This is a genomic window from Gammaproteobacteria bacterium (assembly GCA_015709695.1).
Classification (GTDB): domain Bacteria; phylum Pseudomonadota; class Gammaproteobacteria; order Steroidobacterales.
The window spans coordinates 1,353,080-1,364,573 of record CP054183.1 but is presented as its reverse complement, the minus strand read 5'-3'; the positions used below and the strand labels follow the sequence as shown (position 1 = coordinate 1,364,573).

At 66.2% G+C, this 11,494-nt stretch carries 13 protein-coding genes; 11 read left to right on the top strand and 2 right to left on the bottom strand.

Going from position 1 to position 11,494, the window contains the following annotated elements; genetic code table 11:
* Positions 1 to 90 precede the first annotated feature (90 nt).
* The 11 genes from ffh to sppA all read left to right on the top strand — a co-directional run bounded on the left by ffh (position 91) and on the right by sppA (position 10,368).
* Complete coding sequence (ffh, locus tag HRU81_06465; GenBank protein QOJ31768.1) at positions 91 to 1,452, top strand: signal recognition particle protein; 1,362 nt, start codon at positions 91 to 93, stop codon at positions 1,450 to 1,452.
* Positions 1,453 to 1,581: 129 nt separating this feature from the next.
* Positions 1,582 to 1,857, top strand: a complete 276-nt coding sequence (rpsP, locus tag HRU81_06460) for a 30S ribosomal protein S16 (protein ID QOJ31767.1) — start codon at positions 1,582 to 1,584, stop codon at positions 1,855 to 1,857.
* 40 nt (positions 1,858 to 1,897) lie between these two features.
* Entirely contained in the window at positions 1,898 to 2,413 is a 516-nt protein-coding gene (gene rimM, locus HRU81_06455) for a ribosome maturation factor RimM (GenBank protein ID QOJ31766.1), read from the top strand.
* Positions 2,414 to 2,431: 18 nt separating this feature from the next.
* On the top strand, positions 2,432 to 3,190 hold the full coding sequence (gene trmD / locus HRU81_06450; protein ID QOJ33312.1) for a tRNA (guanosine(37)-N1)-methyltransferase TrmD: 759 nt from the start codon (positions 2,432 to 2,434) through the stop codon (positions 3,188 to 3,190).
* Positions 3,191 to 3,248: 58 nt separating this feature from the next.
* A complete protein-coding gene (rplS, locus tag HRU81_06445; GenBank protein ID QOJ31765.1) occupies positions 3,249 to 3,593 on the top strand; it encodes a 50S ribosomal protein L19 in 345 nt (114 codons plus the stop codon).
* A 115-nt stretch (positions 3,594 to 3,708) separates the two neighbouring features.
* Positions 3,709 to 4,524, top strand: coding sequence for a hypothetical protein (locus HRU81_06440; GenBank protein QOJ33311.1), 816 nt, complete (start codon positions 3,709 to 3,711; stop codon positions 4,522 to 4,524).
* Between the two features lie 62 nt (positions 4,525 to 4,586).
* On the top strand, positions 4,587 to 5,591 hold the full coding sequence (dctP, locus tag HRU81_06435) for a TRAP transporter substrate-binding protein DctP (protein QOJ31764.1): 1,005 nt from the start codon (positions 4,587 to 4,589) through the stop codon (positions 5,589 to 5,591).
* The gene (locus tag HRU81_06430) at positions 5,591 to 6,106 is read left to right on the top strand and encodes a TRAP transporter small permease (protein QOJ31763.1); all 516 of its coding nucleotides are present in this window, start codon (positions 5,591 to 5,593) and stop codon (positions 6,104 to 6,106) included. Before dctP ends, HRU81_06430 begins: the two co-directional genes overlap by 1 nt.
* Positions 6,106 to 7,359, top strand: a complete 1,254-nt coding sequence (locus tag HRU81_06425; protein QOJ31762.1) for a TRAP transporter large permease subunit — start codon at positions 6,106 to 6,108, stop codon at positions 7,357 to 7,359. Before HRU81_06430 ends, HRU81_06425 begins: the two co-directional genes overlap by 1 nt.
* Before the next feature lie 22 nt (positions 7,360 to 7,381).
* Positions 7,382 to 8,485 (top strand): sorbosone dehydrogenase family protein, encoded by a 1,104-nt coding sequence (locus HRU81_06420; GenBank protein QOJ31761.1) that lies wholly within the window; start codon positions 7,382 to 7,384, stop codon positions 8,483 to 8,485.
* A gap of 20 nt (positions 8,486 to 8,505) precedes the next feature.
* Positions 8,506 to 10,368: a signal peptide peptidase SppA gene (gene sppA, locus HRU81_06415; protein ID QOJ31760.1), complete on the top strand. Its 1,863-nt coding sequence runs from the start codon at positions 8,506 to 8,508 to the stop codon at positions 10,366 to 10,368.
* A 33-nt stretch (positions 10,369 to 10,401) separates the two neighbouring features.
* On the opposite strand, the gene HRU81_06410 is transcribed toward sppA, so the two are convergent.
* On the bottom strand, positions 10,402 to 10,923 hold the full coding sequence (locus HRU81_06410) for a histidine phosphatase family protein (protein QOJ31759.1): 522 nt from the start codon (positions 10,921 to 10,923) through the stop codon (positions 10,402 to 10,404).
* A 7-nt stretch (positions 10,924 to 10,930) separates the two neighbouring features.
* Positions 10,931 to 11,485 carry a putative Fe-S cluster assembly protein SufT gene (sufT, locus tag HRU81_06405; protein QOJ31758.1) on the bottom strand — a complete coding sequence of 185 codons (555 nt, stop codon included), beginning with the start codon at positions 11,483 to 11,485 and terminating at the stop codon, positions 10,931 to 10,933.
* Positions 11,486 to 11,494 lie beyond the last annotated feature (9 nt).

Here is an 11,494-nt window from a genome sequence, read left to right as displayed (position 1 = left end):
CAGGACTGCCCGCGGGACGCTGGTGGCATTTGCCGCTAAAATGCCGGCAAACACCGGCAACGCCGGGCCATCGATCACAGGAGTGTGCGCTTGTTCGCCAATCTGACCGACAGGCTGCGTCAGGTCGTGGACCACGTCCGCGGACGTGGGCGGCTGACTGATGAGAACATCCAGGAAGCGGTGCGCGAGGTCAGGCGGGCGCTCATCGAGGCCGACGTCGCCCTTCCCGTGGTTCGCGACCTGATCGACCGTGTCCAAGCGCGGGCGATCGGCACCGAGATCAACCGCAGCCTCACCCCGGGCCAGGCATTCATTGCCATCCTCCAGCAGGAAATCGCCAGCCAGCTCGGAACCGAGCCGGCCGCGATCAACCTGCGCCACCAGCCACCGGTGCCGATCCTGCTGGTGGGACTCCAGGGCGGTGGCAAGACCACCAGTGCCGGCAAGCTTGCTGTCTACCTCAAGGAGCGCATGGGGCGCCGGCCGATGCTGGTCAGCCTGGATACGCGCCGGCCCGCGGCGATGTTGCAACTCGAGCGCCTCGCAGGGCAGGCAGGGGTGAGCTGTGCCCCGTCGAGCCCCAGCGAACGCCCGGCGGACATCGCCAGGCGCGCCATGGAGCTTGCGAGACGCGAGCAGGCGGATGTGCTCATCCTCGACACGGCCGGCCGCACGCGGCTGGATGACGAGTTGCTGGCGGAGCTGCGGGAACTGCATGCATTGACCAGCCCCGCTGAGACGCTGTTCGTCCTCGACAGCATGGCGGGGCAGGATGCGGTCAACGCCGCCCGCGCCTTTGCCGAGACCTTGCCGGTTACGGGCATCATCCTCACCAAGGCCGATGGCGATGCCCGCGGCGGTGCCGCACTCTCGGCACGCGCTGTCACCGGCCAGCCCATCAAGTTCGTGGGCACCGGGGAGAAGCTGCCGGCGCTAGAGCCCTTCGTGCCGGAACGCATGGCGACACGCATCCTGGGCATGGGTGATGTCCTCGGGCTGGTCGAAGACCTCGGCCAGAAAGTGGACAAGGCCGAGGCCGAACGGCTCGCGCGCAAGGTGGGCAAGGGACAGGGCTTCGACCTGGCCGACCTGCGCGACCAGCTTCAGCAAATGATGGGCATGGGCGGCATCGAAAGCCTGCTGGCCAAGCTACCGCTGCCAGGCGGGATGTCCGCCAACAAGCTGGCTGGCCAGATGGACCCCGCAGCCCTCCGGCGCCAGATAGCGATCATCAACTCGATGACCCCGACGGAGCGCCGTTTTCCCAAGAGTATCAATGGGTCGCGTCGCCAGCGCATTGCGCGCGGCGCGGGGGTTGGCGTACCGGATGTCAACCGCCTGCTGAAGCAGCATGAGCAGATGCAGAAAGTGATGAAGCGATTCTCCAGGGGCGGCCTGCAGAAGGCCCTGCGCAACATGCCGGGCGGGCCCGGGCGGTTCACCGGCCACTGACTCGGGATTTATTCGCGATAGGCTGTGCAGCGGGCGGGAGATTCCCGTAAAATCCACCGTTTACGCGAGCGTCAGATCCCTGGAGTCAGGCATCGCCGGCGCAGCGAAAACCAGAGGAAGAGACTGAGCATGGTGACCATTCGACTGAGCCGCGGCGGCACGACCAAGCGGCCCTTCTATCACATCGTCGCGACCGATCATCGCAACCGGCGCGATGGGCGGTACCTGGAGCGGCTCGGGTTCTTCAATCCGATTGCGACCGGCCGCGATACGGCGTTGCAGATCGACCTGGCCCGCGTCGAGTACTGGACAGGCCAGGGTGCGCAGCTCTCGGCCCGTGTTTCCGGACTGCTGGATGATTACCGTGCGGCCCAGCAGGCCGCGACGGGGGCCGCAGCCGCCTGAGTGCGGCGCGGAATACGCAAGCTCCGCGCAGGGTAACCTGGTGGACAAGCCGGCCGAGGCCGCGGAAGCGCAGGTTCTGGTCGGACGAATTTCGGGCATCTTCGGAGTCAAGGGCTGGGTCAGGATCTATTCGTACACCGACCCGCCGGAAAACATCCTGGGGTATGGTCCCTGGCTGGTCGGAGACGGCCAGCAGGGGGAGTACGCGGTGCTGGATGGAGCCATGCACGGGCGAGGAATCATCGCCCGCCTGGCTGGTATCGATGACCGTGACCGGGCCCGTGCCCTGATCGGCTCGGCCATCCGTGTGCCACGCGGACGATTCGGCCGAACCGCCGAGGGCGAGTACTACTGCTCCGACCTGATCGGACTGCGGGTATGCGACAGGGACGGCAGGGAACTGGGCCGGGTCGAGGACATCATGGACACGGGCGCCAATGACGTCCTGGTGGTCAGGGGGGAGCGCCGGCGGCTGGTGCCCTTCCTGGCTACGGTGGTGAAGACGGTCGACCTCGCCGCCGGCACGATGGAAGTCGACTGGGACGCTGATTTCTGAGACGGCGGGCTGATGGCGATGCGGGTCCGCGTGGTGACGCTGTTTCCTGACATGGTGGCCGCGGTAGCGGGTTTTGGCGTTTGCGGCCGGGCATTGTCCGGCGGAATAGCGGAGGTTGCCTGCATCAACCCCCGGGACTTCGCGGAGGGCCCGCACCGTTGCGTCGATGATCGCCCCTACGGGGGTGGTCCGGGCATGGTGCTGAAGGTCGCGCCGTGGCGGGATGCGATTCAGGCAGCACGGGCCGAATTGCCGGCCGGAGCCAGGGTCGCCTTCCTGGGACCGCAGGGTCGGCGGTTCGACCAGGCCATGGCACGTGAAATGGGCTCGTGGCCTGGTCTGGTCCTGGTCTGCGGGCGTTACGAGGGGTTCGACGAGCGCCTGGTGGAGGCGGAGGCGGACTGTGAAATTTCGCTGGGTGACTTTGTGCTCAGTGGCGGCGAGGTGGCGGCCATGGCGGTGATCGACGCGATCGTCAGGCTGCTGCCCGGGACACTGGGGGACGAAGGCTCCGCGGAGGCGGATTCGTTCGGCGGGCATCTCCTGGACTTTCCGCACTACACGCGACCGGAGGTGCTCGATGACGGTCGGCGGGTGCCGGCGGTCCTGGTCGAAGGCAATCACGAGGCCATCCGCAGATGGCGTCTGAAGCAGGCATTGGGACGCACGCAGTTGCGTCGCCCAGACCTGCTGCGGGGCAGGCAGCTGACGGATGAGGAGCAGGGTTTGCTCGGGGAGTTTCTCGCCGAGCACGACCGGACTCCTGGCGGAGATTGAGCAAATTCAACGAAGCGGAGCCGTGAGCGGCTGCGCAGCACGACGAAGGTGAAAGACGATGAGCAAGATCATGCAACAGCTTGAAGCCGAACTCATGCAGCGGCAGGTTCCCGAGTTCGCACCCGGCGACACGGTCGTCGTGCAGGTGCGGGTGAAGGAGGGCGGGCGCGAGCGCCTGCAGGCCTACGAGGGTGTGGTGATCGCCAAGCGCAACCGCGGCGCCAACTCCTCGTTCACGGTGCGCAAGATTTCCCATGGCGAAGGCGTCGAGCGCGTCTTCCCCACCTACAGCCCGGGGGTCGCGGAAATCAAGGTCAAGCGTCGCGGTGACGTCAGGCGCGGCAAGCTGTATTTCCTGCGCGAGCGCAGCGGCAAGTCTGCCCGTATCAAGGAACGAGTCTGACCGGGGCGACTGCCCGATGGTCGGAATCCTGCCTGGCTTCGGCCAGGGCTTGTGGCAGAGCCGCCGCAGGCCGGCCGGCGCGTTGCTGCTGATCCTGGCAGGCGCATTGCCTGCCATGGGTCCGGTCGGCTGCGCCGCACTTGCCGGGGCGGCGACGACACGGTTCGCGGACGGCCTGTCGCAGGCCATACTCAATCAGGACGATCCCGAACTGGTGCGCGAGGGCACTCCGGCCTATCTGATCCTGCTGGATGCCCTGGTTCGCAGCGAGCCCGACAACCCTCGCTACCTGGAGGCCGCCGCGCAGCTCTACGCCGCATACGGCGTGGCCTTCGTGCACGAGGAGCAGCGGTCTGCATCCCTGACGATGCGTGCGCGCGAATACGGCGCACGCGCCATCTGTGCCGCAGACCGGCAGGCCTGCCAGCTGGACGAGATGACGTACGACGCCTATGCAGCGGCCGTCGATCGTCTCCGTCCGGGTGATGCCGGAGCCCTCTACAGCTACTGTGTCGGCTCGCTGGCCTTCATCCGTGCCCACAGCGGTGACTGGGCAGCCATTGCCGGCCTGCCCAAGGTCGAGCATGCGCTGCAGCGGCTGCTCGACATGCCAGGCGCACCGAATCCCGCCGGAATCAACATGTATCTCGGTATCCTCAACACCCTGAGACCCGAAGCGCTGGGTGGCAGACCCGAGGTTGGCCGTGCCTACTTCGAGCGGGCCATCGAGATCAGCGGCGGGCGTGACCTGTCAGCCAAGGTGGAGTTCGCACGCAGCTACGCACGCATGGTATATGACCGCGACCTGCATGATCGCCTGCTGCGGGAGGTGCTGGATGCGTCCCCGCGCCAGGAGGGCCTGACGCTCTTCAATACCCTGGCCCAGGCGCAGGCACGGGACCTGCTGGCATCGGCCGACGACTATTTCTGATGGCGGGTCCTGGAAGGCTCGGGAGAGAATCGATGGGGCGGAAGATCCGGGATCTTGTCGGCATGACACTGGCGTGCCTGCTATGGGCCAGCGTGACCAGCGGCGCGGAATTCAAGCTTGCGTCGGTGGCCCCCGAGGGGTCCGAGTGGATGCAGGCGATCCGTGCGGCCGCCACGGAAATCAAGAGCCAGACCGGGGGGCGCGTCGTCATCAAGCTCTATGGTGGCGGCGTCATGGGCAACGAGAAGCAGGTGCTGCGCAAGATCCGCATCGGGCAGCTGCAGGGTGGTGCCTTCACTGCCAACGGTCTCGTCGAGCGCTATCCCGACATCGTCGTCTACGGCCTGCCGCTGACCTTCGAATCGCTGGCCGAGGTCGAATATGTCCGCCAGCGCATGGACCCCGTCATCGCCAAGGGGCTCGAGGAGGCCGGTTTCGTTTCTTTCGGCATGGCGGGTGGCGGGTTCGCGAGGATTTTTTCCCGCCAGCCGGTCAGCACCACCGCCGACATGCGGGGCCGGAAGATCTGGGTACCAGAGGGCGACCGGGTGAGCACGGCAGCCATGGAGGCACTGCGACTCTCGCCGGTGGTCTTGCCCGTGACCGACGTACTGACCGGGCTGCAGACCGGGCTGCTGGACATCGTCGCCGCACCGCCAGTGGGAGTCATTGCGCTTCAATGGCACACCCGGGTGAAGTACATGACTCGTGTACCGCTGATGTACACCATGGGTCTGATGGCCGTGGATGCCGCGCCATTCTCGAAGCTCAGCCCCGCTGACCAGGCGGTGTTTCGCAAGGTGATGGGGGATGTCTACCGGCGCCTCGATCAGCAGACCGCCAGCGACGAGGATGCGGCCGTGAAAGCCCTGGTGGCGAGCGGCATCACCATCGTCGATGCCACGCCTGAGGACCTGCGTGCCTGGCGCAGCGCCGTGGCTGAGGCGAATCAGCAGCTTGGCCGCGAGGGCACCTATCACGTTGCCCTGCGGGCGCAGGTGGATGCGTACCTGCGGGAGTACCGCCAGGCACAGCCGGCAAGGGCAGGCGCCGCCGGCAGGCAGTGATGCAGCCGCTCCGGGTACACTGGCTTGATCGGGCCGCGCATCTTGGCAGGCTGGTCGAGACTGCGGTGCTGACGGTGCTGGTTGTCGCCATGATCGGCCTTGCGGCCACACAGATCCTCATGCGCAACCTGCTGGGGTCCGGGTTCAGCTGGGCCGATGAGGCGCTGCGCATCATGGTCCTCTGGGTGACCATGGCCGGAGCAGTGGCAGCCAGCGGCGAGCAACGCCACGTCAGCATCGATGTCCTTTCCCGCTACCTGCCCCGCACCTGGCAGGGCTGGGTCGGCATGGCGACGAATGGTTTCGTGGCGCTCGTCTGTGCGGTGCTGGCGTGGGCCTCGTACGGCTTCGTGGCCGGTTCCATGGAGATCGACGACCGGGCGTTTGGCGGGCAGCTGCCAGCCTGGACCATCCAGGCGATCCTGCCTGTCGCATTCGTGCTGCTTGCTTGGCGTTACGCGCTCAGCAGCCTCGACGCCTGGCGTCATGCCGGGTCGAAGGCCGGGGACGGCTGATGGCGCCGGCCCTGCTGTTGCTGCTGACACTGCTGGGGACACCGCTGTTCGCGGTCATCGCCGCCGGAGCCATAGCCGGCTTCCGCAGTGCGGACATTCCGCTCTCGGCCATCGCCATCGAAGTGCTCGGCCTTGCGGAAACACCGATCCTGCTGGCAATTCCGCTGTTCACCTTCGCCGGCTACGTGCTGGCGGAAAGCCGCGCACCGGCGCGGCTGGTGCGTATCACGACGGCGCTGATGGGCTGGATGCCCGGGGGCGTTGCCCTCGTTTCCATCGCGGCTTGCGCACTGTTCACGGCATTCACCGGCGGCTCCGGGGTCACCATCATCGCCCTGGGAGCGGCGCTGTACCCGGCCCTGACACAGGCAGGCTACAGCGAGGACTTCAGCCTCGGCCTCATCACCTCGGCGGGTTGCCTCGGCCTGCTCTTCGCGCCGTCCTTGCCGCTGATCCTCTATGGCGTCATCACCGAGACGTCGATCGATGACATGTTCATTGCCGGTGTGGTACCCGGCACCCTCATGATCGTCTGCCTTGGCGCCTACTGCCTCTGGGTGAACCGCCACATCCGCGTGCCGATCAGCCAGTTCTCGTGGCGGGAGGTCGGTCTCGCCCTGCGCGAGAGCTGGATGGACCTTCCACTGCCGGTCATCGTCCTCGGCGGAATCTACGGTGGTGTCTTCGCGGTTTCCGAGGCCGCGGCCGTCACGGCCGTGTACGTACTGGTGACGGAGGTGGTCATCCGGCGGGACATTGCCATCAGCCGCCTGCCGCATATTGCCCGCCAGTCGATGATCCTGGTCGGTGCCGTGCTGCTCATCCTCGGGGTCTCCATGGCATCCACCAACGTGATGATCGATGCCGAGGTGCCCGAGAGACTCGTTGGCCTGGTGACGCAGTATGTCGGCGGTCCAGTGGGTTTCATGGCGCTGCTTTTCGTCTTCCTGCTGCTCATCGGTGCGGTGCTGGACATGTTTGCCGCATTGGTGCTGGTGGTGCCGCTGATCGCTCCCGTCGCATCACGCTATGGCATCGACCCGGTCCACCTGGGCATCCTGTTCGTTGCCAACATGGAACTGGGATACCTCGCGCCGCCAATGGGCCGCAATCTGGTGGTTGCGGGTTATCGCTTCGACAAGCCGATCCTCGGGGTGTATCGCGCAACATTGCCCTTCCTTCTGGTATTGCTGGGGACGGTCCTGGTCATTACATTCCTGCCACAGGTCTCGCTGGCATTGCTGCACCGCTAGCCAGGCGGCGAAAGGCATTTCAATGTGGATTCGACGCTGGTTGCCCTGCCTGCTCACCCTGCTGCCAGTGGCCGGGATGGCGCAGGGGGCCTTGCCGGGACACCTCAAGCTGCCCCCCGGGTTCGCGGCGGAGCTGCTGGCACCGGTGCCCGGCGCGCGCTCCATGGCCATGGGGAGGGCCGGCACCCTGTTCGTCGGTACGCAGCGCGGCGGCAAGGTGTATGCGGTTCGTGGCGCCCTCGGTGGCTCAGCGCAGACGTTGGTGCTGGCGGAGGGCCTGAAGATGCCCAACGGCATCGCCTTCCGCGACGGCGCGCTGTACGTGGCGGAACCGGAGCGGATCCTGCGTTTCGATGGCATCGAATCCCGGCTGGAGCGGCCGCCTGCACCGACGGTGGTCGTCGATAACCTGCCGACCAAGGGTATGCTGCACAGCTGGCGGTATCTCGCTTTCGGGCCGGATGACAAGCTGTACGTGTCGCTGGGCGCACCCTGCAATGTCTGCAACGAGCCCGACTTCGGCGCCATCCTGCGCATGAATCCCGACGGCTCCGGTCGGGAGTATTTCGCTCGGGGCGTCCGTAATTCGGTGGGCTTCACCTGGGATCCTGGCAATGGGGACATGTGGTTCACCGACAACGGGCGTGACATGCTCGGTGACGATCGACCACCCGATGAGCTGAACCACGCCACCAGGCCCGGCCTGGATTTCGGTTTCCCGTACTGCCATGGAGGCACGATCAGCGATCCGGAGTTCGGTGGCCTGGGCCAGTGCAAGGATGCGGTTGCGCCGGTACAGGCCCTGGGCCCGCACGTGGCAGCGCTCGGCCTGCGCTTCTACACGGGCAGCATGTTCCCCGCGGGTTTCCGCGGCCAGGTGCTCATTGCCGAGCATGGCTCATGGAACCGCAGCAAGGAGGCTGGGCGCACCGGCTACCGGGTATCGCTGGTGCGCATGGAGAAGGGCAAGGCCGTCGCCTACGAGCCGTTCATCGAAGGCTTCCTGGATGGCGATCAGGTCCTCGGCCGGCCGGTGGACTTGCTGGTTGCGCCGGACGGCTCCTTGCTGGTGAGTGACGACACGGCGGGTGCGATCTACCGCATCAGCTATCGCAGCGCAGATTGAGGGCACGAGCGGGGATTTCCATGGCCAAGAGCAATATCGTCTTTCGTTTCCTGGGTGGTATCTGGCGGGCACTCAACGGCCTGCGGCGGGTCCTGCACCTGATCCTGCTGCTGCTGGTCTTCGGTGTCTTCCTCGCCGGCATATCCGGCCCGCCGGTGCATGTCCCGGGTTCGGCTGCATTGCTGGTGGATCCGCAGGGCGAGCTCGTGGAGCAGCTCGCGGGTGATCCATTGAGCCGCGTGCTGGGGGAGCTGCAGGGCGATGGCGTGCGGCAAGTGCTGCTGCGCGATCTGGTGGATAGCCTGGAGGCGGCGGCCACCGATGAGCGGATCAAGGCAGTGGTCCTGCGCCTGGAGCAGCTCGAGGGGGGCGGCCTGCCTGAACTGAAGGCCGTCGCCAGGGCCATTGGCAAGGTGCGTGCCGAGGGCAAGAAGGTCATCGCGCTGGGTGATTCCTACGAGCAGGGCCAGTACTACCTCGCGGCGCAGGCTGACGAGGTCTACCTGAATGACCTGGGGATGGTGTATGTGGACGGCTTCGGCTACTACCGCACCTTCCTCAAGGCCGTCCTCGACAAGCTGCGAATCGATGTCAACGTGTTCCGGGTTGGCGAGTACAAGTCATTCGTGGAGCCCTTCATACGCGACGACATGTCCGAGGACGACAAGCGAGCGAGTCGCCAGTGGCTGCAGTCCATGTGGGGCAGCTACCAGCGTGACGTCGTCTCTGCGCGCAAGCTCGAGCCCGGTGCCCTGGACGACTATGCCAACAATTTTGCCACCTACCTGCAGGCGGCCGGCGGCTCCGCATCCCGGGTGGCGAAGGATCGCCACCTCGTGGACGACCTGATGAGCCGCCAGGATTTCCGCGAGTACATGATCGGCCAGGTGGGGGAGGGCGATGAGCTGGGTGAGGATGGCTACAACAGCATCGACTACCGGCAGTACCTGGCAGCGCTGCGCCGCACGCGTCCGGGCCTTGGCCATGAAGACAGCATCGGCGTCATCGTTGCCTCCGGCCAGATCGTGGATGGCGAGGCTCCTCCGGGCGAAGTGGGTGGCGACACACTGGCGGGCCTGATCCGCCAGGCCAGTGACGACGACAGCATCAAGGCCGTGGTGCTGCGGGTGGACAGCCCCGGGGGAAGCATGTTCGCTTCCGAAGTCGTGCTGGACGAACTGCGTGAACTCAAGGCGACCGGCAAGCCGCTGGTGGTGTCGATGGGCGGCCTGGCGGCATCCGGCGGCTACTACATCGCCATGGCAGCCGACGAGATCTGGGCCGACGAAGCCACCATCACCGGCTCAATCGGCGTGGGCGCGATGGTGCCGACGATCGACCGCGGGCTCGATGCGCTTGGCATCCACGTCGACGGCTTTGGCACCACCCGCCTGGCCGGTCAGCTGCGCCTGGACCGGCCTCTGGGTGCGGAAGCCCGCGATGTCCTGCAGCAGTCGGTGCAGGACGCCTACCGTATTTTCGTCAGCAGCGTCGCCGAAGCCCGCAAGATGGATCCGGAGCGCGTCGACGCCATCGCCCGAGGCCGCGTATGGATCGGCAGCGATGCCAAGGACCTGGGACTGGTGGATTCCCTGGGCGACCTGCCAGCAGCCATCGATGCCGCTGCCAGGCGGGCGGGTCTGGAGGACGGGGCCTTCGGCGTGCAGTATGTGGAGCCCGAACTGGCCTGGCCAGCCAGGCTCCTGGAGCAGTACTCCGTGCACCTGCTCGAGAATGCAAGGCACATGGGGGTGCGCATGGGCCACCGCGAGGCCAGCGGCCTCGAACGCCTGAAACGGGAGGCGCAACGCCAGCTCGAGGCATTCGCTGCATTCAACGACCCGCGCGGCATCTACATGCTCTGCTCCTGCGTGGCCAACTGACGGCAGTGGATGCGCGCAGGCCCGCGCCTGCGTTCAGTTCTCTCGCTGATCCCCGATATCGCCAGCCTGCGGGGATTCGAACCGGCACAGCCTGCCGCCGGCAGGCAGGCCGGACCAGCTGCTGATCTGCGCCTCGATGACCACCATCCCGCAGGTCGGCAGGTGATCTATGCCTGCGCCAGTGAGCTGGTTGGCGAGTTCGCTGATACCCGGATTGTGGCCGCACAGCAGAATGTCGTTGAAGGCATCGTCCTGCCGGGCGACAAGCTGCAGCATGTCCTGAGGCGAGGCGAGGTAGAGATCCGCCTCACGCTGGAGGAACTCCAGCGGATAGCCAATCTCCCTTGCCACCAGCCTGGCGGTCTGCAGGGCACGGATGGCCGGGCTGGTCAGCAACAATGACGGGCGGATTCCCGCTGCCCTGAGCCGGCGGCCGATCATGCGTGCATCCTGCTCCCCGCGTTCGTTCAGGGGGCGATCGCGATCAGCCATTCCGGCCGCAGGTTGCTGCGCCTTGGCGTGGCGCAGCAGGGTGATGCGTTTGCTGGCTGCCACCCGTTCCCTACAACAGCCCGGCCTCGAGGCGTGCCTCCTCGGACATCATGCTCATGCTCCATGGCGGGTCGAACACCAGTTCGACATCGACACTGGCCACCGTCGGCAGCAAACGGACCTTCTCGCGCACTTCTTCGACCAGCACCTCGCCCATGCCGCAACCCGGGGCCGTCACCGTCATCTTGATGTGAATGGACCGGGTATCGGTCTCCGCGGACTTCTCGATCCGGCATTCGTAGACGAGGCCGAGATCGACGATGTTGATGGGGATCTCCGGATCATAGACGGTGCGCATCTGGTCCAGCACCAGCTGCTCGAACTCGCCATCGGTTGCGCCCGGCCGGAGCTCCGGTAGCCTGGCGGGCTCCTTGCCCAGGGCGTCGGCGTCACGGCCCGCAACGCGGTAGAGATTGCCCTCGAAATACACGGTGAAGCTGCCCCCCATGGCCTGCGTGATGTAGACCAGGGAGTCTTTCGACAGGCGGTTGGGGATGCCAGCCGGGACACTCAAGGTATCCACATCCCGCTTCAGGACCACCGGCTCATTCTCGTTGCCAAACATGATTGCTCC

What these genes read in the sequence shown, in the direction of transcription:
- rpsP (QOJ31767.1), top strand. Translation starts at nt 1,582, where the DNA reads ATGGTGACCATTCGACTGAGCCGCGGCGGCACGACCAAGCGGCCCTTC.
- trmD (QOJ33312.1), top strand. Translation starts at nt 2,432, where the DNA reads ATGCGGGTCCGCGTGGTGACGCTGTTTCCTGACATGGTGGCCGCGGTA.
- rplS (QOJ31765.1), top strand. Translation starts at nt 3,249, where the DNA reads ATGAGCAAGATCATGCAACAGCTTGAAGCCGAACTCATGCAGCGGCAG.
- HRU81_06440 (QOJ33311.1), top strand. Translation starts at nt 3,709, where the DNA reads ATGGGTCCGGTCGGCTGCGCCGCACTTGCCGGGGCGGCGACGACACGG.
- dctP (QOJ31764.1), top strand. Translation starts at nt 4,587, where the DNA reads ATGACACTGGCGTGCCTGCTATGGGCCAGCGTGACCAGCGGCGCGGAA.
- HRU81_06430 (QOJ31763.1), top strand. Translation starts at nt 5,591, where the DNA reads ATGCAGCCGCTCCGGGTACACTGGCTTGATCGGGCCGCGCATCTTGGC.
- HRU81_06425 (QOJ31762.1), top strand. Translation starts at nt 6,106, where the DNA reads ATGGCGCCGGCCCTGCTGTTGCTGCTGACACTGCTGGGGACACCGCTG.
- HRU81_06420 (QOJ31761.1), top strand. Translation starts at nt 7,382, where the DNA reads ATGTGGATTCGACGCTGGTTGCCCTGCCTGCTCACCCTGCTGCCAGTG.
- sppA (QOJ31760.1), top strand. Translation starts at nt 8,506, where the DNA reads ATGGCCAAGAGCAATATCGTCTTTCGTTTCCTGGGTGGTATCTGGCGG.
- sufT (QOJ31758.1), bottom strand. Translation starts at nt 11,485, where the DNA reads ATGTTTGGCAACGAGAATGAGCCGGTGGTCCTGAAGCGGGATGTGGAT.